21 protein-coding genes are annotated in these 19423 nt (G+C 55.3%); 11 read left to right on the top strand and 10 right to left on the bottom strand.

Translation table 11 applies throughout. The features are described from left to right. Window positions 1-24: 24 nt before the first annotated feature. The 7 genes from QN359_RS03820 to QN359_RS03790 form a co-directional block, all read right to left on the bottom strand. Window positions 25-1092: a DUF3426 domain-containing protein gene (locus QN359_RS03820; protein ID WP_322249653.1), complete on the bottom strand. Its 1068-nt coding sequence runs from the start codon at window positions 1090-1092 to the stop codon at window positions 25-27. Window positions 1093-1096: 4 nt separating this feature from the next. Then, window positions 1097-2008, bottom strand: coding sequence for a 50S ribosomal protein L11 methyltransferase (gene prmA / locus QN359_RS03815; RefSeq protein WP_322249652.1), 912 nt, complete (start codon window positions 2006-2008; stop codon window positions 1097-1099). A gap of 83 nt (window positions 2009-2091) precedes the next feature. Next, window positions 2092-3459 (bottom strand): acetyl-CoA carboxylase biotin carboxylase subunit, encoded by a 1368-nt coding sequence (gene accC / locus QN359_RS03810; RefSeq protein WP_322249651.1) that lies wholly within the window; start codon window positions 3457-3459, stop codon window positions 2092-2094. 66 nt (window positions 3460-3525) lie between these two features. Further along, window positions 3526-3972, bottom strand: coding sequence for an acetyl-CoA carboxylase biotin carboxyl carrier protein (gene accB / locus QN359_RS03805; RefSeq protein WP_322249650.1), 447 nt, complete (start codon window positions 3970-3972; stop codon window positions 3526-3528). A gap of 145 nt (window positions 3973-4117) precedes the next feature. Beyond that, entirely contained in the window at window positions 4118-4555 is a 438-nt protein-coding gene (aroQ, locus tag QN359_RS03800) for a type II 3-dehydroquinate dehydratase (protein WP_322249649.1), read from the bottom strand. A gap of 71 nt (window positions 4556-4626) precedes the next feature. Further along, window positions 4627-5172, bottom strand: a complete 546-nt coding sequence (locus QN359_RS03795) for a TlpA disulfide reductase family protein (RefSeq protein WP_323493331.1) — start codon at window positions 5170-5172, stop codon at window positions 4627-4629. Next, window positions 5162-5764 carry a hypothetical protein gene (locus tag QN359_RS03790; protein ID WP_322249647.1) on the bottom strand — a complete coding sequence of 201 codons (603 nt, stop codon included), beginning with the start codon at window positions 5762-5764 and terminating at the stop codon, window positions 5162-5164. The genes QN359_RS03795 and QN359_RS03790 overlap by 11 nt, the downstream gene beginning before the upstream one ends. Window positions 5765-5871: 107 nt before the next feature. On the opposite strand from QN359_RS03790, the gene mpl reads away from it, so the two are divergent. The 9 genes from mpl to QN359_RS03745 all read left to right on the top strand — a co-directional run bounded on the left by mpl (window position 5872) and on the right by QN359_RS03745 (window position 14017). Beyond that, window positions 5872-7251, top strand: coding sequence for a UDP-N-acetylmuramate:L-alanyl-gamma-D-glutamyl-meso-diaminopimelate ligase (gene mpl, locus QN359_RS03785; protein ID WP_322249646.1), 1380 nt, complete (start codon window positions 5872-5874; stop codon window positions 7249-7251). Next, entirely contained in the window at window positions 7248-7823 is a 576-nt protein-coding gene (locus tag QN359_RS03780; protein ID WP_322249645.1) for a YqiA/YcfP family alpha/beta fold hydrolase, read from the top strand. The genes mpl and QN359_RS03780 overlap by 4 nt, the downstream gene beginning before the upstream one ends. Beyond that, entirely contained in the window at window positions 7807-8424 is a 618-nt protein-coding gene (locus QN359_RS03775; protein ID WP_322249644.1) for a chorismate--pyruvate lyase family protein, read from the top strand. Before QN359_RS03780 ends, QN359_RS03775 begins: the two co-directional genes overlap by 17 nt. A gap of 148 nt (window positions 8425-8572) precedes the next feature. After that, window positions 8573-10648, top strand: a complete 2076-nt coding sequence (locus QN359_RS03770; protein WP_322249643.1) for a ribonuclease catalytic domain-containing protein — start codon at window positions 8573-8575, stop codon at window positions 10646-10648. Between the two features lie 23 nt (window positions 10649-10671). After that, on the top strand, window positions 10672-11571 hold the full coding sequence (locus QN359_RS03765; RefSeq protein WP_322249642.1) for a TonB family protein: 900 nt from the start codon (window positions 10672-10674) through the stop codon (window positions 11569-11571). Between the two features lie 20 nt (window positions 11572-11591). Continuing rightward, window positions 11592-12428, top strand: a complete 837-nt coding sequence (gene aroE / locus QN359_RS03760; RefSeq protein ID WP_322251028.1) for a shikimate dehydrogenase — start codon at window positions 11592-11594, stop codon at window positions 12426-12428. Beyond that, complete coding sequence (gene mtgA, locus QN359_RS03755; protein ID WP_322249641.1) at window positions 12425-13120, top strand: monofunctional biosynthetic peptidoglycan transglycosylase; 696 nt, start codon at window positions 12425-12427, stop codon at window positions 13118-13120. Before aroE ends, mtgA begins: the two co-directional genes overlap by 4 nt. After that, window positions 13117-13593 carry a hypothetical protein gene (locus QN359_RS03750; RefSeq protein WP_322249640.1) on the top strand — a complete coding sequence of 159 codons (477 nt, stop codon included), beginning with the start codon at window positions 13117-13119 and terminating at the stop codon, window positions 13591-13593. Before mtgA ends, QN359_RS03750 begins: the two co-directional genes overlap by 4 nt. Window positions 13594-13618: 25 nt before the next feature. Continuing rightward, window positions 13619-14017, top strand: a complete 399-nt coding sequence (locus tag QN359_RS03745) for a diguanylate cyclase (protein WP_322249639.1) — start codon at window positions 13619-13621, stop codon at window positions 14015-14017. A gap of 82 nt (window positions 14018-14099) precedes the next feature. On the opposite strand, the gene polA is transcribed toward QN359_RS03745, so the two are convergent. After that, entirely contained in the window at window positions 14100-16871 is a 2772-nt protein-coding gene (gene polA / locus QN359_RS03740) for a DNA polymerase I (RefSeq protein WP_322249638.1), read from the bottom strand. On the opposite strand from polA, the gene QN359_RS03735 reads away from it, so the two are divergent. After that, entirely contained in the window at window positions 16872-17609 is a 738-nt protein-coding gene (locus tag QN359_RS03735; RefSeq protein ID WP_322249637.1) for a TIGR00730 family Rossman fold protein, read from the top strand. It begins immediately after the preceding gene. A 4-nt stretch (window positions 17610-17613) separates the two neighbouring features. Here the strand turns inward: QN359_RS03735 and QN359_RS03730 are convergent, their stop codons facing one another. Both QN359_RS03730 and QN359_RS03725 read right to left on the bottom strand, forming a co-directional pair. Continuing rightward, window positions 17614-17970, bottom strand: a complete 357-nt coding sequence (locus tag QN359_RS03730) for a DUF1304 domain-containing protein (protein WP_322249636.1) — start codon at window positions 17968-17970, stop codon at window positions 17614-17616. A 34-nt stretch (window positions 17971-18004) separates the two neighbouring features. After that, the gene (locus QN359_RS03725; protein WP_322249635.1) at window positions 18005-18448 is read right to left on the bottom strand and encodes a thioesterase family protein; all 444 of its coding nucleotides are present in this window, start codon (window positions 18446-18448) and stop codon (window positions 18005-18007) included. A 210-nt stretch (window positions 18449-18658) separates the two neighbouring features. Here QN359_RS03725 and QN359_RS03720 point away from each other — a divergent pair, with 210 nt between their 5' ends. Continuing rightward, window positions 18659-19051, top strand: coding sequence for a transcriptional regulator (locus tag QN359_RS03720; RefSeq protein WP_322249634.1), 393 nt, complete (start codon window positions 18659-18661; stop codon window positions 19049-19051). Window positions 19052-19423 lie beyond the last annotated feature (372 nt).

Below are 19423 nucleotides of genomic sequence, written 5' to 3'. Positions count from 1 at the left end.
AGCAGTGCGCTGACACCCACGGCGTCAGGGATAAAAAATACTGACGTGATAGCCGGCTGCTTTGAGTTTGGGTAAAGAAAAGTAGATTTTAAAATTCTGTTCCGAGCCGCCGACAAAACCTTTTTCGAGCAAGGCGCGCTCGCTTAAGTAGTCGCTCGGCATAAATGCTTTTTGCAAGACCGCGCGGTCTTTCTCATCATTGAGCACCAATTCCACCACCGGCCAAGCTTGCACAGTACTGGCGTGGTTTTGCAGTTGCATGGAGAGTGAGAAGACTCGGCCTTCCGGGGTAATCGACTGCAATTCATTCGATTCTATGCTCAGTTGTTCTATTTGCGCTGGCCACGGCAGTTGGCACTGTAATAACTGGCAGACTTGCAGCAAAGGAGTACGCAGTTCGGGGAAGTTGGCGGCCAGCGGCACGCGCGTGAGGTAGAGTAGTTGCGCCAGTAAGAGCGGCAGCAACAGCAGGCAAGACACGATACCAAGCAGACGTAACAGACGTGAACGCCGTTGCGCGCGTTCGGCTTGCCGCACGAAATCGGGCTTATCTTGGTCGTCCTCAGCCAATTCCTCGTCCTCGTCGAGTTCGGCGGCCGAGATTTGTTCGTCAAGCAGGCCATCGTCGAGATACGGTTCGTGTGTGCTTTCGGCTTCCGAGATCACCAGCGGGCTTGGCCAGGTCATTGCCGGCGGCTCAAGCGAATCAAGCGAATCAAGCGAATCAAGCGAATCAAGCGAATCAAGTGGCTCAATTGTCTCGAGCAGCTCATCGGCCTGACTCGTGGCGTCGAGCGCGACTTCGTCGCCCAAGTCGAAGTCCAGCATGTTACTTGGCACGACTGGCGTGATTGCAGCGTCAGGAATAAGCGGAGCAACAGGAATAAGGGGAGTAATAGGTGTGGCAAGAACCGGCTCAGCAACAGGAACCGGCTCAGCAGCGCCAGCACTGTCGAGGGCAATCAGATGCTCGACGCCATTGAAAGTCTGCCGACACGAACCGCAGCGCACCAAGCCGGCGTGCAGCTTCAATTGGTCGTTAGCGACCTTGAACGCCGTATTACAGTGCGGGCAACGGGTCGCCAGAGCCATGGTTTCAGTCGGCCAATTTACCCGAGAGAGCGACCCAGCCTTCGTGCTCTGCCCAGACAGTCAATGTAATGAACGGTGCATACGCAGCCGCCACTTCTTCGGCTTGACGCGCCAGCACGCCGGAGAGTATCAGCGCGCCACCAGCGGCCACGCGGCCAGCCAGCATCGGTGCCATCACCTTGAGCGGACTCGAGAGAATATTGGCGACGACGACGTCGAACTTTTCGCCGGTCGGGTGGGCGCTGCCGAATGCTGCCGGTAAGGCAAAATCGATCGCGCAGTGATTGCGCTCGGCATTGAACTGCGCCGATTCAATCGCCTGCGGATCGATGTCCACGCCATACACCTTAGCGGCACCGAGTTTGTCGGCCACCATGGCGAGAATACCGGAACCACAACCGTAGTCGAGTACCGTCAGATTTTTCGGCGCATGCGCTTCCAACCATTCCATGCACAATTTGGTAGTCGGGTGACTGCCGGTGCCAAAGGCCAAGCCCGGATCGAGTTCGAGTATCAATGCGCTCGGTTCCGGCGCATCATGCCAGCTCGGTACTACCCAAATATTTTTGCCGATATGGATGGGCGCAAATTGTGATTGCGTCAAACGTACCCAGTCTTGCTCTGCCACGGCGCGTGTCAAGAAAGCCGGAGCCGGTGCCAAACCGATGGCCGCTGCGGCGCTGGCCAGCAGGGCGGCGGCATCGCTGTCGACATCGGCCAGTGCTACCACGCGGCTGCGATCCCAGGCGGCTTCTTCGGGTTCCATGCCCGGTTCACCGAACAAGGGCTTTTCATCTTCCGTACCTTCGTCCGCATCTTCCACCGACACCGACAAGGCACCGGCGTCCATCAGGGCATCCGACAGACTTTCCGCATGGGAACGGGCAACTTCGATGACAATTTCTATCCAGGCCATAATTTGCTTCTTTCGTGCCGGCCCGAGTGCGTCATACTGCGCCCGGGCCTTGTTGTCGATGTATTAATTAATTATTTATTTAATTACTTGGTTTTTTTGGCCAGATCCGGCATATCGGCCAGCTTATGCTCGAGGTAATGAATATTCGTACCGCCTTCGATAAAGCGGGCATCGATCATCAATTCGCGATGCAAAGGGATATTGGTTTGTATGCCTTCGACCACCATTTCCGACAGCGCGATCTGCATGCGACGAATCGCCTGATCCCGCGTTTCGCCGTAGGAAATCACTTTGCCTATCATGGAATCATAATTCGGCGGCACGTAGTAACCGGCATAGGCATGCGAATCGACGCGAATACCAGGGCCGCCCGGCGTATGCCACGAGGTGATGCGACCTGGCGAAGGCGTGAACTTGAACGGATCTTCCGCATTGATGCGGCATTCTATCGAGTGACCACGAATCGTGATGTCACTTTGCTTGAAGCGCAATTTCTCATTGAAAGCGATGCGAATTTGTTCTTGCACGATATCAACGCCGGTGATCATTTCCGTGACCGGATGTTCAACCTGAACCCGCGTATTCATCTCGATGAAATAGAATTCGCCGCCTTCATACAAAAACTCAAAGGTGCCGGCACCACGGTAGCCGATTTTCCGACAGGCCGCGGCACAGCGGTCGCCAACTTTTTCGATCAATTTGCGTGGGATGCCCGGTGCCGGTGCTTCTTCGATGACTTTTTGGTGCCGTCTTTGCATCGAGCAATCGCGCTCACCGAGCCAGATGGCATTGCCATGCTGATCGGCCAGAATCTGAATTTCCACATGACGCGGATTTTCCAGAAACTTTTCCATATACACTTCCGGATTGCCGAAAGCGGCGCCGGCTTCGGCCTTGGTCATGGCAACGGCATTGATCAAGGCGGCTTCGGTATGTACCACGCGCATGCCGCGCCCACCACCGCCACCGGCGGCTTTGATGATGACTGGATAGCCAACTTTGCGGGCGGTTTGCACGATCACTTTCGGATCATCGGGCAAAGCGCCTTCGGAGCCGGGTACGCAAGGTACGCCGGCGGCGATCATTGCATGCTTGGCCGATACTTTATCGCCCATCAAGCGTATCGATTCGGCGCGCGGGCCGATGAACACAAAGCCCGATTGTTCGACGCGTTCGGCGAAGTCAGCGTTTTCCGACAAGAAACCATAGCCAGGATGAATCGCCTGCGCATCGGTGACTTCAGCGGCGCTGATAATGGCGGGCATACTCAGATAGCTGAGGTTCGATGGTGCAGGGCCAATACACACCGATTCATCGGCGAGTTTGACGTACTTGGCTTCGCGGTCCGCTTCGGAATGCACGACCACGGTTTTGATACCCATTTCGCGGCAAGCGCGCTGGATACGCAGCGCGATTTCACCACGATTGGCGATAAGAATTTTTTCAAACATGATTGGACTTTGCTGTGGCAATAGTTGCAGCTCTTGGTGCTCAGATGTTAAGCACGCTAGCCTGGATTAGCCAATGATGAACAATGGTTGGCCGTATTCAACAGGCTGACCGTTTTCAACCAAGATTTGCTTGATCGCGCCATCGAAATCGCTTTCGATTTCATTCAATAATTTCATTGCTTCAATGATGCAAAGGGTGTCGCCCTTGGCAATGTGTTTGCCGATTTCGGCAAACGGAGGGGAGCCTGGTGAAGCGGAACGGTAGAAGGTGCCGACCATAGGTGACTTGACAATATGGCCTTCAGGAACAGCCGGAACCACGGCGGCCGGTACGGCGGCGGGGGCTGGTGCGGCTTGCGCATGAGGCTGTTGCTGCATCATGACGACTTGATTCTGGGGTAATGTGGAAGATTTAACGATGCGAACTTTACCTTCACCTTCGGTTACTTCAAGTTCGGCGATATCCGATTCTGCAACGAGATCGATCAGGGTCTTGAGTTTTCTTAAATCCATGTGGAATCCCCTTAAAAAAAGTAGTACTGAGTGATAGGAAGCGCGCAATATAGAACGAATTCACCATTCTTGCAATGCCGCCCAAACTTGGATTATACATCAAAATAAATGATGATTATACGGAATTGGCAGATGATAGCCGAATTTAGAGGTTTTTTAAGGAAAAATCCAGTGCCATGCGGTAGCCATCGCTGCCGAAGCCGCAAATCACGCCCTTGGCAATTGCAGACAGGAAAGAATGATGGCGGAAACTTTCGCGGGCATGAACATTGGAAATATGCACCTCAATGAAGGGGATCGCCACCCCGGCCAAGGCATCGCGCAAGGCTACGCTGGTATGGGTGAGCCCACCCGGATTGATGATGATGACATCGATCTGCTGCTCGCGTGCAGCATGGATGCGATCAATCAATGCACCTTCATGATTGCTCTGGAAGCAAACCAAGTTGGCGCCGGCCTGCGCCGCTTGCGCCTGTGCGGCTGCTTCGATATCGGCCAGTGTGACGGCACCGTAGGTGGCCGGCTCTCGCTGACCGAGCAAATTCAGATTGGGGCCGTTGAGCAGCAGCAGTTTGCTTGCCATAGTCGATTCTAATTTGACGAAGATGGCCGCATTTTGCCGTTAATGCGGGCAAATTGGCAAGGAAAATCCACTTACTTGGCTTTTTCCGCAGAAAATTTGGTGATGTCGGCGCGTAATTCCGCCATCTTCAGGCGTCCGAGATAGGTCTTCACCACTTTACCTGTGCCATTGATCAGTACGGTAAACGGTAAGCCGCCGGCTTGATTCCCCAGCGCTCGCGAGAGTTCACTGCCATCGATGCCAGCCACATAAACCGGGTAGCTGACCGGGTGTTTTTTAGTAAATTCGGCGATATTGCTCGGACTATCGATACCCAGCCCGATGATTTGGCTATTGGTGCCTTGCAACTCTTTTTGTAAGGCCGACAGTTCCGGCATTTCTTGTACGCAGGGCGTGCACCAGGTAGCCCAAAAATTGACCACCAAAAAATGCTTGTTCCATTGGCTCAGGCTGTGCGGCTTACCCTCACTGTCGGGTAAGCTTTTCGCCAGCAATTGGCGTACCGCAGTAGCTTGCGGCGTTTCCGCTTGCGCCGCTATATTCCCGGCGTAAATGCCTAGTCCGCCGCCGAGTAGGGCGACCAAGGTGGTGACAGCAATCCAGCGTTTATTTATCATCATGTTCCTCTGCTGCCGCGAGCAGCGTAGTCAGTGCGGTCAAATTGGCGCGTTCCTGAGTTTTTCCTTGGCGCAGGGCATCGTGATCATGCAGCACCAGATGCACGCCTTCATTTTCAAACATGAAACTCAGCGTTTCCACGCTGTCATTGCGTTTGGTAAAAGTTTCCGAGACCTCGAAATCTATATTTTTGTTCAACAAGTCGATGGCGACGTCTTTATTATTGTCAGTATATAAATGCAAATAAATATCAGAGTGATTGCCCGCCGTGCCGTTGAGTACGGCGCCGACCAAATACGGCTGGAAACGGGCAAACTGTTCCATCAAACGCAAGGCCAACTTCCGTAAGTGTAACAAACGCTGGGCTTGGGTGTCGCCAAAGAATACGCTTTGGTATTCGCGCACCTCTTGCTCAATCTGCGTATTATCGGGCAAGTAATCGCCCTTGATCTTTTGATTGCCAAGCAATTGTTTGGCCGCCTTGCGCTTGGCGCTGGCATAGTCGGCGCCGTCTTCGGCGATCATGCGCGCCGCCAGCATCGCGATTTCAGCGCGCAGCGCCTCGGCTTCGTTGGGAGTGTGAATCATCATGCCGGCATCATAACTCAAGATCTGCTTAGTGACATGGCGCAGCACTCAGGTAGAATTGCTGGTTTCTATATAACAGTGACTCTTCAGGTCATCGGAACATCAGGGCTATGCATATTCACATACTAGGTATTTGCGGTACTTTCATGGGGGGACTTGCCGTTTTGGCAAAAGAAGCCGGCCATACCGTTACTGGCTGCGATGCCAATGTCTATCCGCCCATGAGTACCCAGCTCGCAGCGCAAGACATACAATTAATTCAGGGGTTTTCCGCTGAGCAAATTTCTTTGGCCCCCGATCTGTATGTGATTGGCAATGTGATTTCACGCGGTAACCCGCTGATGGAAGAAATTCTCAACCGCGGCCTGCCGTATGTATCCGGACCGCAATGGATCGGTGAGCACATATTACGCGACAAATGGGTGCTGGCAGTCGCCGGTACCCATGGCAAAACCACCACCTCCGCCATGTTGGCCTGGATACTCGAATTTGCCGGTTATGCGCCGGGCTTTTTGATCGGCGGCGTGCCGCTCAATTTCGGCATTTCGGCGCGCCTGCATGGGCCGGCCGGTTCCGATTTTTTCGTCATTGAAGCCGATGAATATGACACCGCTTTTTTCGATAAGCGCAGTAAATTCGTCCACTACCATGCCAAAACCGCGATATTGAATAATCTCGAATATGATCATGCCGATATTTTCCCCGATTTACATGCCATAGAAACCCAGTTTCACCATTTACTGCGCACCATCCCAGGCATCGGTCGAGTCGTGCTCAATGGGCGCGAAACGGCACTCGAACGTGTCATTGAACGTGGCTGCTGGAGTGAGCAAGAGCGTTTTGGCGTCACGCATGGCTGGCATGCGCAGTTGCAAGACGGCGAAAATTTCGATGTCTATTTGGCTGACGAATGCCAAGGCCAAGTCAGTTGGCAGTTGCAGGGCGAACACAATCGCCAGAATGCCTTGGCGGCCATCGCCGCGGCGCGCCATGTCGGGGTCGCACCGGCGCTCGCCATCTCTGCCTTGGGGCAATTTGTGAATGTGAAGCGACGCATGGAAGTACGTGGGACGGTGGCCGGTGTCACGCTCATCGATGATTTTGCTCATCACCCGACCGCGATTGCCACCACTCTGGCCGGTTTGCGCAGAAAAGTCGGCAGTGGGCGTATACTCGCCGTGCTGGAGCCGCGCTCCAATACCATGAAACTGGGTACCATGAAGCAAGCTTTGGCAGCCAGTTTGAGCCATGCCGACTTGGTATTCGGTTTCGGTGCCGCCAGCGGCAAGGATGTGCTCGGTTGGGATTTAGCCAGCGTGCTGGCCCCCTTGGGCGCAGCGGCATTCGTGTTCGAGCAACTTGATGCCTTGGTCGCTGCCATCGTCGCCGCCGCTGCTGCCGGCGACACGATATTGGTCATGAGTAATGGCGGTTTCGGCGGCATCCATCAAAAAATTCTCGATGCGCTGGCGGCGCGGGCGGCGGCATGATCCTCTATCTGCATGGCTTTCGTTCCTCGCCGCAATCATTCAAAGCGCGTGCGCTACAAGCTTGGATGACGGAGCACGGACGCGCCGCTCAATTCTGTTGCCCGGCTCTATCGGCTTCGCCAGCGCAAGCGATCGCCCAAGCCGAAGCACTGATGGCCGGCTTCGCCAGTGAAGAAATCAGCATCATCGGTTCTTCGCTCGGTGGTTTTTATGCTACCTGGTTGGCAGAAAAGTATGGCTGCCGCGCCGTGCTAGTCAATCCGGCCGTGCAACCGCCGCGCGATCTGGAAAGCTATGTCGGGGTCTCTACCAGCTACCACAGCGACGAGGTATTTGAATTCAAGGCCGAATATATGGAACAACTGCGCGCGCTCAGCGTGGCCCACATCAGTGAGCCGCAGCGTTACTTTCTCATCGCGGCCACCGGTGACGAAGTACTCGATTGGCGCGACATGGTGCAGCACTATGCCGGCGCGCGCCACCTGATCATCCCCGGCAGCGACCATGGCATTGCCGAAATGACCGAGCATTTCGCCGAGGTGCTGGCATTTTGTGATGCCCCGCATGCTTGAGCGCGTCAGCACCAGCGCGGCGCGCTGGCACGAGCATGCGGCGGCGGTGGTCGGTCGCGGTCCCTTGCAGCAGTGGCTCAGCGACCGTGGCTCACTGACGGCCAGGCTGCAAGCACGCTGCCAACAATTTCGCGTGCAACGCTTGTCGCAACAGCAAGCCCGCTGCTTGCCTGATGAAGCCGGCTTACTCGGCCTGCCGCGCGCCTGCCAAACCCATGAACGCGAAGTGATCTTGCGTTGCGATGCACAGGCCATCATCTATGGGCACACCGTGGTGCCGCTTACGGCGACGGCTGCGCAATGGCCCTTGTTTGCCGCGCTCGGTGAGCAATCGCTGGGAACCACCTTGTTTCACGACCCGCTGGTGATCCGCGGGCCCTTGTCCTTCGCCCGCTTGCACCCGCGCCACCCGCTGATGCAGCGGCTCAGACAGATCTTGCCCGAAATAAGTGCCACCAGCTTGCCGGCGCGGCGCTCCTTGTTTTGGCGTAAAGCTGGGGTGCTGTTAGTGACCGAAGTGTTTTTGCCAGCCTTGGCACAATTACCTGCTGCTGTGTACGAAAAGCGTGCTTTTGTGGAACAAACCACGCTGCGTCGTTGATCGTAAGCATTCCTGAGCGAAATTGATGGGGTTTGCCGCGTCCCTCGTTTAAAATTGCAGGATATGGGCTTGCGCCTACTCCTACCCTCCATGAAGTCCGAAACTTTGCAAGCACTTGCAGAGGTAGACGTTTATAAAGAAGTCTGGCATGAATTTATTTTTTGAAGAATCCGGCGATTTCAAAGCCGGCAGCGTATTGTCTCAGGCTGGCGAAGCTTATCAAGTCGAACTTGCCAGCGGCAAACGCAGCAAGATCAAGGTCAAGGATGTGTTGTTACAGTTTACGACACCCGACCCGGTCAGCCTCATCGAGCAGGCGCGTGCCGCCGCCGCCGAGATTGACCTCGAATTCCTGTGGGAAGTGGCCGGCAGCGAAGAATTCGGTTTCGCCGAGCTCGGCAGCGAATATTTTGGCCATGCCCCGCAAGCGGTCGAAGCGGCCGGGCTGATCTTGGCGCTCCATCATGCACCTGTGTACTTTTATAAAAAAGGCCGCGGCCGTTACAAGGCCGCCCCGGAAGCCTCGCTCAAAGCGGCCTTGGCCGGCATAGAAAAGAAAAAACAGCAATTGTTGGTGCAAGCCGGCTATGTCGAAGAACTCAAGCAGCATCGCTTGCCAGAACCCCTGCGTGCCTTAGTATTGCCACTGTTGTTCAAACCCGATAAAAACAGCATCGAATACAAGGCGTTTGCCCAAGCCTGCGACGAGCTGCAAGTGTCACCGCAAAGCTTGATGCTGGCCAGCGGTGGCCTTGCCAGCCCGCTGCAACTACATCTGGCGAAATTTCATTATGAAAATTTCCCTAAAGGTTTGCAATTCCCCGCCATCCAAGTACCGGCGCTGCCGCTCGATTTACCGATTGCCGACGTAGCAGCATTTTCCATCGACGACGTTACCACAACCGAAATCGATGACGCCTTTTCGGTGGTCGAACTTGGCGATGGCAAGTTACGCATCGGGATACATATTGCCGCGCCGGCGCTCGGCATTGCCCGTGGCGATGCGATCGACCAAATCGCGCGCGCACGCATGTCCACCGTCTACATGCCGGGCGATAAAATTACCATGCTGCCCGATGAATTGGTCAATGCCTACACACTCGGGGCTGGTCAAACCCGTCCTGCGGTGTCTTTGTATGCCACCATCGACAGCGCCGACTGGTCAGTTATCTCGACTGAAACCCGCATCGAAGCCGTGCCTATGGCGGCGAATTTACGCCACAACGATCTCGACACCGTGGTGACGGAAGACAATCTCGCCGCCGGCACGGGCGCGTATCCGCACAAAGCTGAAATCGCCCGCATCTGGCAATGGGCGCTGGTGCTGGAACAGGGCCGCATGGCCAAGCGCGAAAGTTTCGGCATGAAACCGGAACAAAGCAATCGCGTCGACTTCAATTTCTATGTTGAAGATGACGTCGTCTCGATAGTGCGCCGGAAACGCGGCGCGCCGCTCGATAAAATGGTCGCGGAATTGATGATCTTTGCCAACAGCACCTGGGGCAAGTTGATGGACGAGCACGGCATTCCCGGCATCTACCGCGCCCAAGGCGTGGCCGGTGGGCGCGGGCAGGGTGCTTGGGCCGGGCGCATGCAAGTGCGCATGGTCACGCATGCCGCACCACATCAAGGCTTGGGCGTCGACCAATATGCCTGGAGCACCTCACCGCTGCGCCGCTATACCGATCTGGTCAACCAATGGCAAATCATCGCCTGTGTTCGTCACGGCGTGACCGCACCCTTGGTGGCCACCTTCAAGCCCAAAGATGCCGATCTGTTCGCCATCGTATCGGGCTTTGATGCCGCCTACGCCGCCTATGCCGATTTCCAAAACAATATGGAGCGCTACTGGTGCTTGCGTTGGTTAGGCCAGGAGCAGGTTCGACAGGTCGAAGCGGTCGTCTTGAAAGATGAAATCTTACGCCTGCTCGATATTCCGCTGGTCATCCGCTTGCCCGGCATGGCCCCGACTGCACGCGGGGCCCAAGTGCGTCTCGATATTTTACGTTGGGATGAGGTCGAACTGAGCGTCGAAGCGCGCGTGCTCGAAGTCTTGGCGACCGTCAGCGAATTAGGTGAAGAGGAAGAAGCCGATGGCACGGCCGAAGCCGAGCTCAGCGCCGAAGCCGCTGCCGATGCGCCGGCTGCTGCTGACGCTGTGCTCAGCACTGCCGTCGAAGCTGCACCCGTGCTTGCAGTTGGTGTTGACGCTGGTGCAGCGTAACGCAAACGATAAAGACAGCTACCATGCGCTTCAAATTCATTCATGATCATTTGATATTGAGTATTGCGGTCGCCATTTCGGTGGCACTGCATGCCGCTGCCATGTTGGTACATTTTGTCGCGCCACCACCGGCCGAAAGCCGCGCCGTCGATCCCGGCCTCGAAGTCATTCTGGTCAATGCCAAACATGATAAAAAACCGCTCAAGGCCGAGGCGCTGGCACAAGCTGACCTTGATGGTGGTGGGGCGCATGACAGCGGGCGTAGCAAATCACCGCTACCCGACATGCAACGCAGCGAAGATGGTGATAACGTGCGCGTGGCCACCCGTCGTATCCAAGAACTCGAACAGCAACAGCAGCAATTACTCGCGCAAACCCAGCGGCGCGAAAATTTCCGCCTGCCGCAACAAGAAAAACGCCGCCTCGACGACAGCCACACGCCTAGCCAAGGCAGTGACGATCGCGATACCAGTAAAGCGCTGGCACGCATGGCGGCGGAAATCTCGCAAACGATCGAAGATCAAAACAAACGGCCACGCAAAACATTCATTACACCGAGCACGCAAAAAGTCGGTTACGCCATGTATTACAAAGAATTACAAAAGCGCGTGGAAGATTTCGGCACCGTGCATTTTCCGCAAAAAGACGGTAAAAAATTGTATGGCGAACTGATCATTTATATCCCCATCTTCCAAGATGGCAGCATCTATGAAAAAGATGGCGGCCCGCGAGTAGAAAAATCCTCCGGCAACCCAGCCCTCGACAAAGCGGCACTGCGCATCGTCCGGCATGCCGCACCATTTGGCAAATTTCCGCAGAATATGCGCTCTAACGATAAAGATGACTTATGGGTCGTGATCACACGTTTCAAATTTACCCGCGAACAGCAACTCGAAACCGAACTGCGGGGAGGAAATAAGTGAACACTGCATCCACTCCTTCAATTGATCAATATGTCGTCATCGGTCATCCTGTCAGCCACAGCAAATCACCGGCGATCCACGCTGCGTTCGCGCGCCAAACCGGGCAAGATTTGACTTATCAGACCCTACAGGCACCACTCGATGGTTTTGCCGCCAGCGTCGCGCAATTACGCGCGCGCGGCGTCAAAGGTGCCAATGTTACGGTACCGTTTAAACTCGAAGCCTGCGCCTTGGCCGATCAACTGACGGCGCGCGCCGCCGCCGCCGGCGCCGTCAATACCCTCAGTTTCAGCCCAGCCGGCGTGGTCGGCGATAATACCGACGGGGTCGGTTTGGTAACCGATATCGTCGCCAATGCAGGCATCGTTATCACCGGCAAACGTATCTTATTACTCGGCGCTGGTGGCGCCGCGCGCGGCGCGCTGCTGCCGCTGTTGGCGCAAGGCCCGGCGCAGTTGGTGATCGCCAATCGCAGGCTGGCCACCGCCCAAGAACTACTGCAATTGGCGCAGCAATTTTCTCCCGGCAGCGCGCTTGAAGCGCGCCAACTCGATAATCTCGAGGGCCGCTTTGACCTCATCATCAACGCTACCTCGGCCAGTCTCAACGGCAGCATGCCGACGCTGGCCGCGAGCTTGTTTGCCGGTGCCGAACTGGCTTACGACATGATGTACGCTGCCGTACCGAGCGCCTTTTTATGCTTTGCTAGCCAGTGTGGCGTACCGGCGCGCGATGGCTTGGGCATGCTGGTCGAACAAGCGGCCGAAGCCTTCTTGTTGTGGCGCGGAGTAAGGCCGCAGACGGCGGCGGTACTGGCGCAGATGCGGGCCGAATTGAACCGCACGGTGGCCGCATGAAGTTTTTGCGGCGCTGTGTGTTTTGGCTGATCGGCGTGCCCCTGCTGCTGGTCCTGCTGTTGCAAGTATATTTTCTGGTGCAGATCGCTTGGTGGGTCAACTTCAATCCATCCTCCACCAGCTTCATGCGCCAGCAGCTCAGCGTCCTGCAGGAAAAAAATCCGGCCGCCACGCTGCAGCATAAATGGGTACCTTACAAGCGGATTTCCGACCGCCTCAAGCATGCCGTTATCGCTTCTGAAGACGATAGTTTTGTCGATCATGAAGGCGTGGATTGGGAAGCCTTACAAAAAGCGTATGAAAAAAACCAGAAAAAAGGTAAAGTCGTCTCCGGCGGTTCAACCATCACGCAGCAGTTGGCGAAAAATTTATTCTTATCCGGTCAGCGCAGCTACTTGCGCAAGGGGCAGGAATTGATCATCACCTACATGCTCGAAATGTGCATGAGTAAGCAGCGCATCTTGGAAATTTATCTCAATGTGGTGGAATGGGGTGTCGGGGTTTTTGGTGCGGAAGCCGCCTCACAACATTATTACGGTATCAATGCTGCCTCACTGAGCTCGACCCAAGCCGCGCGCTTGGCCGTGATGCTGCCGAAACCGCGCTATTTTGATAAAAATCAGGGCTCGGGCTATCTGCAAAGACGCACTGAGATCATTGTTCGACGAATTAATAATGCGGAAATCCCATGAATTTACAGCGTCAACGCGGTTTGAATTTATTCTTCGTTTCAGTATTTTTCATGCTGCTGGCCGGTGGTGGCATGACTTTTCTCTACACGATACGCTACGGTCATCTGCCGTTCCAAGACAGCTTGGCGCGCTGGGGCCATTCAGCCGGCGTGATCGGCAATGAATTGAAAAAAGCCAGCGGCGCCGATACCCTCAAAATCAGCTTACCCACCGCGGATGGTGGCGGCATGGCAGCACCGGTGACGCTTGAATCCGGCGTGCGCCGCTGTCAAATCGATGGCAAGACAGTGTTTTCCGATACCGCCTGCAGCGCGCAGAACCCGACCAGTCGAGCAGTCAAACTGCATGACACCCAAGGCTTCGTGCATCCAGTTGTTGTCAGTGACACACAAGCCGACAGCAGCGATACCGATATGAGCAAAAAAATCCTCGACCAAGCGATCAGCCGGGCCGAGCAAAAAACCACGAAATAATATCCCCACCGCAAGGAAACCTGCCATGCCAGCATTGTCATTGAGTCACTACAACTTACGCGGCACACCGCAGCAATTGCTCGAACTGGCGCAGTTTTACCAGCGCTATGTCGGCTTACAAGATGGTCCACGGCCACCACTGAGCAACGCCGGTTACTGGCTCTACGCCGGCGACCAAGCGGTGCTGCACTTGTCGCCCAATCGCGCCGGCGAAAGCCGTCAGAGTGCTCTCAAAAGCAGCTTCGACCATACGGCATTTCATTGCAGCGAGCGTGCCGCCATGTGCGCGCGTCTGAGCCAAGATGGCATCGTTTGGCGCGCTGCTGAAATCGCCGCCAGCCCAGGCTTTGCGACGCAATGGCAAGTGTTTTTCAGCGACCCGCTGGGCAATGGCATCGAACTCAATTTTGCTGCCGACGACTGAATTGCATAGATGGACTTGAGCGCAGCATGGCGTGGCGGATCGGCAACGATGGAAGCGCCGCCCGCCCACCGTCGCCCGCTCGTCAGTGCGCCTCTTCCCAATTATTTCCCACCCCTACTTCGGCCAACAATGGCACATCGAGGCTCGCCGCGCCTGCCATCAGTTCCGGCAATTTGCGTTGCACCAGTTCGAGTTCCGCCTGTGGTACCTCGAGCACCAATTCATCGTGTACCTGCATAATCATTTTACTGTGCAAACCATCGCGCTCTAACCAATCTTGCACGGCAATCATCGCCAGCTTGATCAGATCGGCTGCCGTACCCTGCATAGGCGCATTGATGGCGGCGCGTTCGGCACCCTGACGACGCGGGCCATTGGCCGAATTGATTTCGGCCAGCCACAAGCGCCGTCCGAACACGGTTTCCACATAGCCGTGCGCCTTGGCCTTGACCCGCGTATCGGCCATATACTGCGCCACGCCCGGGTAGCGTTGAAAATACTTATCGATATAACTTTGTGCCGCGGCCCGTTCTATACCGAGGTTGCCGGCCAAACCGAAGGCGCTCATGCCGTAAATCAGACCAAAATTGATCACCTTGGCATAGCGCCGTTGCTCGCTGCTGACTTCTGCCAGCGCCACACCGAAAATTTCTGCCGCCGTGGCGCGATGAATATCCTCGCCATTGGCAAATGCGGCCAACAAACTGGCATCGCCCGAAATATGCGCCATGATGCGCAATTCTATCTGTGAATAATCGGCCGACACCAGCACATGGCCGGGGGCGGCGATGAAAGCTTCGCGTATGCGCCGGCCTTCGGCGCTGCGCACCGGGATATTTTGCAGATTCGGATCATTCGAAGCCAAGCGCCCGGTCACTGCCACCGCTTGGGCGTAATTGGTATGCACGCGGCCGGTGGCAAGATTAAGCATCTTCGGCAATTTATCGGTATAGGTCGACTTCAGTTTGGCCAGCCCGCGGTATTCCAACAACACCTTCGGCAGCGGATAATCTTCGGCCAACTTTTGCAGCACTTCCTCATCGGTCGAGGGCGCGCCTGAAGGGGTTTTCTTCACGACCGGCAGACCGAGCTTGCCAAAGAAAATTTCGCCCAATTGTTTTGGTGAATTCAGATTGAAAGGCTGTTCCGCCAACTCATAGGCGCGTTGTTCGAGTTCGAGCAAACGCTTGCCGAGCTCATTCGATTGCGTCGCCAACAGCTCTTTGGAAATCAGTACGCCATTGCGTTCTATCTTTTGTAACACCACCGAAGTCGGCAATTCTATCGTGCGATATACGCGCAGCAATTTCGGATCGGGTTCGATTTCCGGCCACATCGCCAGGTGCAATTGCAGCGTGATATCGGCATCTTCGGCCGCATACTCAGTGGCGCGGCCAATCTCGACTTGGTCGAAACAAATTTGTGCCGCCCCTTTGCCGCAGACTTCGGCAAAGCTGATGGTTTTCTTACCGAGGTGGCGCAGCGCCAGGCTATCCATATCATGCGCCTTATGTGATTCGAACACATAGGATTGCAGCAGCGTGTCGTGGGCGATACCGCGCAAGAGGATGCCATGGTTGGCAAAAATATGGCTATCGTATTTGAGATTCTGACCGAGCTTAGCGGCGCCGGCATCTTCCAGCCAAGGCCGGAGTTTTTCCAATACCAGCGCGCGCGACAACTGCGTCGGCGCATCGGCATACTGGTGCGCTACCGGGATGTAGGCCGCGTGACCGACCTCGCAGCAAAGTGAAATGCCGACCAATTGTGCCGTCATCGGTTCGAGCGAAGTGGTTTCGGTATCGACGGCCGTCAGCTTGGCGGCACGAATGCGCACGATCCAGGCATCGAGCGCCGCCTCGGTCAAAATAGTTTCATAATTTTTTATTGCTGTCGGCAGCGTCGCACCGGCAGCCGCTTCGGCAAACAAGCCGGCCTGTACCGGTGTATTACCGGCCGCCGCCGGATTGAGCGGAGTGGCACCGGCCGTGGCGTCACCACTCAATTCACGTAACCACGATTTGAAACCATAGCGGCTGAAAAAAGCCAGCATGGCTTCCTTACTTTCCGGCTGCGCCGTCAGGCTGGCTGGAATTGAGGCATAGTGGGCGCTGAGGTCGCAATCGGTCTTTACGGTGATGAGCGCACGTGCTTGCGGCAACCACTCGAGCGCGGCGCGCAGATGGTCGCCGACCACGCCCTTGATGGCACTGGCATGGGCGATCACACCCTCGAGGCTGTCATACTCGGCCAGCCACTTGACGGCCGTTTTCGGGCCGCACTTGCTCACCCCCGGGACATTATCGACGGTGTCGCCGATCAGGCTGAGGTAATCGATGATGCGATTCGGCGGCACGCCGAATTTGCTCAATACGGCGGCTTCATCGAGCGTTTCATTGCTCATGGTATTAATCAGCGTGACATTCGCATTGACCAACTGAGCCAAATCCTTATCCCCGGTCGATACCACCGTTTTCATGCCGAGTTCACTGGCAGCCACACACAGGGTGCCGATCACATCATCGGCCTCCACCCCTTCGACCATCAGGATCGGCCAACCCATGGCCGTGACGGCGGCATGAATCGGTTCTATTTGCAAACGTAAATCGTCCGGCATAGGTGCGCGTTGCGCCTTGTACTCTGGGTACAGGTCATCACGGAAAGTCTTCCCTTTTGCATCAAATACACAAGCCATGTATGCTGCCGGATAATCGCTGCGCAGACGCCGCAACATATTGATCATGCCGTAAATGGCACCGGTCGGCTCGCCCTGCGGATTGCGCAGGTCAGGCATGGCATGAAAGGCGCGGTACAGATAGCTCGAGCCATCGACTAACAACAAGGTATTTTGCATATGAGTGAAAACAGAAAAAGTGTGACAAGGTTGCGCCAAATTATCGATAAAGATAAGGCGACGGCCTTAAAGGCGCGCGAATCGTGGCATATGTTCACGATTATGGCAGAATTTATCGACTCCGCCGAACGGCTTTCTAACATCCGTCCAGCGGTGAGCATCTTCGGCTCGGCCCGCATCTCGCCTGAGAGCGGCTATTATCAAAGCTGTGTCGAGCTGGCGCGTCGGCTTTCGGATGAAGGCTTTGCCGTCATTTCCGGCGGCGGTCCTGGCATTATGGAAGCGGCCAACAAGGGCGCTTTCGACGGTCCCTCGCCCTCGGTCGGGCTCAATATCGAATTGCCGCATGAACAGCGCAGCAACCCATGGCAAAACATCAGCCTGACATTTCGCCATTTCTTTGCTCGTAAAGTCGCCTTCGTCAAATACGCCGACGCCTATGTGGTCTTTCCCGGCGGTTTCGGTACCATGGATGAGTTCAGCGAAGTGCTGACCTTGATACAAACCGGTAAAACTCGCCGCATTCCAGTGATCTTGGTTGGTACCACGTTCTGGGGCGGCTACTTGGAATGGTTGAAAGACCAGATGGTCGGCAATGGCATGATCGCCGCCGCCGACCTCGATCTGGTACAACTGATCGATGAGCCGGTCAACATCATCGAAGCCATCTTTGCATTTTACGAAGCACGCGAGCTCGAACCGTCTGATGACGAACGTGCACGCATGCTCTACTTGTGAGGCTTCAGGCTGCCAGCAACAAGGCCAGACCGGTCAGCGCCGGGATGGCTTGAACGAAAAGAATTTTACGTCCAACTGTGGCCGCGCCATACAAACCGGCCACCAACACGCAGCCAAGAAAAAATACCTTGATGTCTTGCCCGCCTGATTGTGCCAGCAAGCTCCAGACCAAGCCGGCTGCCAGAAAACCATTATACAAACCCTGATTGGCAGCCAAGACCTTGCTCGCTGCCGCGGACGCCGGCGTTTGACGGAATGCGCGCAAACCGGCCGGCTTTTCCCACAGGAACATTTCCAAGATCAGAATATAGACGTGCAAGATCGCCAGCAAGGCGACCACAATATTGGCAAGTAACAGCATGAGTGAACTTTCTGAGAGAAGTAGCGTAGCGCGATCAGTCGATGTGATTGACGCGGGAAAATTTGTCACTGAATATGGGCGGCATGGCCATCACTGCCGCTTTAGCATAATTAAAAAACACAAAGCCAGATTTTGCCATCGCAATCAGGGCACCATCGGCCGGTCGCGTGATGCGAAACGTGATGTCGCCGCCGTAGCGGTTGAAATCCATCACGCCCACTTCAAACTGTAACTGGTCACGCGCGTGGGCTTCTGCCTTATATGTCGTGGCCAGATCGGTGACGATGATGCCGATGCCATCGAGACCAGTTTCGCGTATGCCGAAGTCATACAGAAAGCGCGCGCGCGCTTCAGAAATCATGGAAATCATCGAGTCGTTGCCGAGGTGATTAGCACCGTTGATATCGGTTACCCGCACGGTTAATTGGGTCGTGTAATAAAACTGGTCTTCCGGAAAATGTAGTGTCAGGCGTGCCATAAAAACGAGAAAAGTAAACAAAAAAAAGAGGCATCCAGCGCCTACTCAGCCGCAGATAAGGGCTGCCACCGCGTACTTTACACGAATCTTTTGACTTCGAGCAGGCGAAATCCACCCCTCTCCTGGTGATTCTCTTGTTTATTGCCAGTTAGCGTTAATAATGTCGTTGAAAGTTGACAACAATTCGCACGGCTGCCGCAAAATAGGCCTATGTCTACCCATGAAAAAAGAGCACTGTTTTCCAAGCGTCTCGAGGTGGCTTTGCGACGCAGTCCAGAGCCAGTCCGAGGCGCGACCGAACTCGCTTTGCGTTTTAATTTACGCTACAAAGGCGAATCGATTTCCCCCCAGACCGCGCACAAATGGCTGACCGGTAGGGCGATTCCGCGCAGTGACAAATTGCACACCATCGCCATCTGGCTAGGGGTAGAAGAGCACTGGCTACACTATGGCCCACCACCTTCTGCTTTAGATGAAAGCAAGAAAATCGAACTCTTGCCACCTACCCCTGAAATGATCATTCTGGCGCAAAAAATCCAAGCCCTGCCGGCGCATCAGCGTTATTTGATCGAAGATTTGATCGTCCAGCTACGGCGCGATTGAGCCGAGTCCGCTACCACCCCGGCACTGCATTTCTGCTCGCCCGCAACAAATTATCGCGACACCGCTTAGGCGGTGTTTTTCATTATTGTTGCAGCGCCGCTAGTCTAGCGCTAACTAGACAAAACTAAACTGAAAAGTTGCTGACAGTCAGGTCTCGGGGCGGCTGATTACTGCCAGCAGTATTGATGCTTAGCCTTTCAGCGAAATGCCACCAAGAGCAGAAAGCTTAGGTTGATCAAAAATCTGACTAGGGTTTGAAACCCCGGCCTTCAGAGGCTGTCGCAAAAGGGTATTGAGTCGGTGTCATTACCCTAACTGGTGGCCACGTCATTCCTGCGCGCTTTTGGCAGGAACCCAGCGGCGTTCGTGCTT

The organism is Undibacterium sp. 5I2 (assembly GCF_035019605.1).
In the GTDB taxonomy this organism is placed as follows: domain Bacteria; phylum Pseudomonadota; class Gammaproteobacteria; order Burkholderiales; family Burkholderiaceae_D; genus Undibacterium.
This window is presented reverse-complemented; position numbering and strand designations above follow the sequence as displayed.

Bases quoted from the DNA above. Each gene is read 5' to 3' on its own strand.
- mtgA (WP_322249641.1), top strand. From the start codon at position 12,425: ATGAAGTTTTTGCGGCGCTGTGTGTTTTGGCTGATCGGCGTGCCCCTG.
- accC (WP_322249651.1), bottom strand. From the start codon at position 3,459: ATGTTTGAAAAAATTCTTATCGCCAATCGTGGTGAAATCGCGCTGCGT.
- QN359_RS03765 (WP_322249642.1), top strand. From the start codon at position 10,672: ATGCGCTTCAAATTCATTCATGATCATTTGATATTGAGTATTGCGGTC.
- accB (WP_322249650.1), bottom strand. From the start codon at position 3,972: ATGGATTTAAGAAAACTCAAGACCCTGATCGATCTCGTTGCAGAATCG.
- QN359_RS03725 (WP_322249635.1), bottom strand. From the start codon at position 18,448: ATGGCACGCCTGACACTACATTTTCCGGAAGACCAGTTTTATTACACG.
- QN359_RS03780 (WP_322249645.1), top strand. From the start codon at position 7,248: ATGATCCTCTATCTGCATGGCTTTCGTTCCTCGCCGCAATCATTCAAA.
- QN359_RS03790 (WP_322249647.1), bottom strand. From the start codon at position 5,764: ATGATGATTCACACTCCCAACGAAGCCGAGGCGCTGCGCGCTGAAATC.
- QN359_RS03775 (WP_322249644.1), top strand. From the start codon at position 7,807: ATGCCCCGCATGCTTGAGCGCGTCAGCACCAGCGCGGCGCGCTGGCAC.
- QN359_RS03730 (WP_322249636.1), bottom strand. From the start codon at position 17,970: ATGCTGTTACTTGCCAATATTGTGGTCGCCTTGCTGGCGATCTTGCAC.
- QN359_RS03750 (WP_322249640.1), top strand. From the start codon at position 13,117: ATGAATTTACAGCGTCAACGCGGTTTGAATTTATTCTTCGTTTCAGTA.
- prmA (WP_322249652.1), bottom strand. From the start codon at position 2,008: ATGGCCTGGATAGAAATTGTCATCGAAGTTGCCCGTTCCCATGCGGAA.
- QN359_RS03820 (WP_322249653.1), bottom strand. From the start codon at position 1,092: ATGGCTCTGGCGACCCGTTGCCCGCACTGTAATACGGCGTTCAAGGTC.
- QN359_RS03795 (WP_323493331.1), bottom strand. From the start codon at position 5,172: ATGATAAATAAACGCTGGATTGCTGTCACCACCTTGGTCGCCCTACTC.
- QN359_RS03770 (WP_322249643.1), top strand. From the start codon at position 8,573: ATGAATTTATTTTTTGAAGAATCCGGCGATTTCAAAGCCGGCAGCGTA.
- mpl (WP_322249646.1), top strand. From the start codon at position 5,872: ATGCATATTCACATACTAGGTATTTGCGGTACTTTCATGGGGGGACTT.
- QN359_RS03745 (WP_322249639.1), top strand. From the start codon at position 13,619: ATGCCAGCATTGTCATTGAGTCACTACAACTTACGCGGCACACCGCAG.
- aroQ (WP_322249649.1), bottom strand. From the start codon at position 4,555: ATGGCAAGCAAACTGCTGCTGCTCAACGGCCCCAATCTGAATTTGCTC.
- QN359_RS03720 (WP_322249634.1), top strand. From the start codon at position 18,659: ATGTCTACCCATGAAAAAAGAGCACTGTTTTCCAAGCGTCTCGAGGTG.
- QN359_RS03735 (WP_322249637.1), top strand. From the start codon at position 16,872: ATGAGTGAAAACAGAAAAAGTGTGACAAGGTTGCGCCAAATTATCGAT.
- polA (WP_322249638.1), bottom strand. From the start codon at position 16,871: ATGCAAAATACCTTGTTGTTAGTCGATGGCTCGAGCTATCTGTACCGC.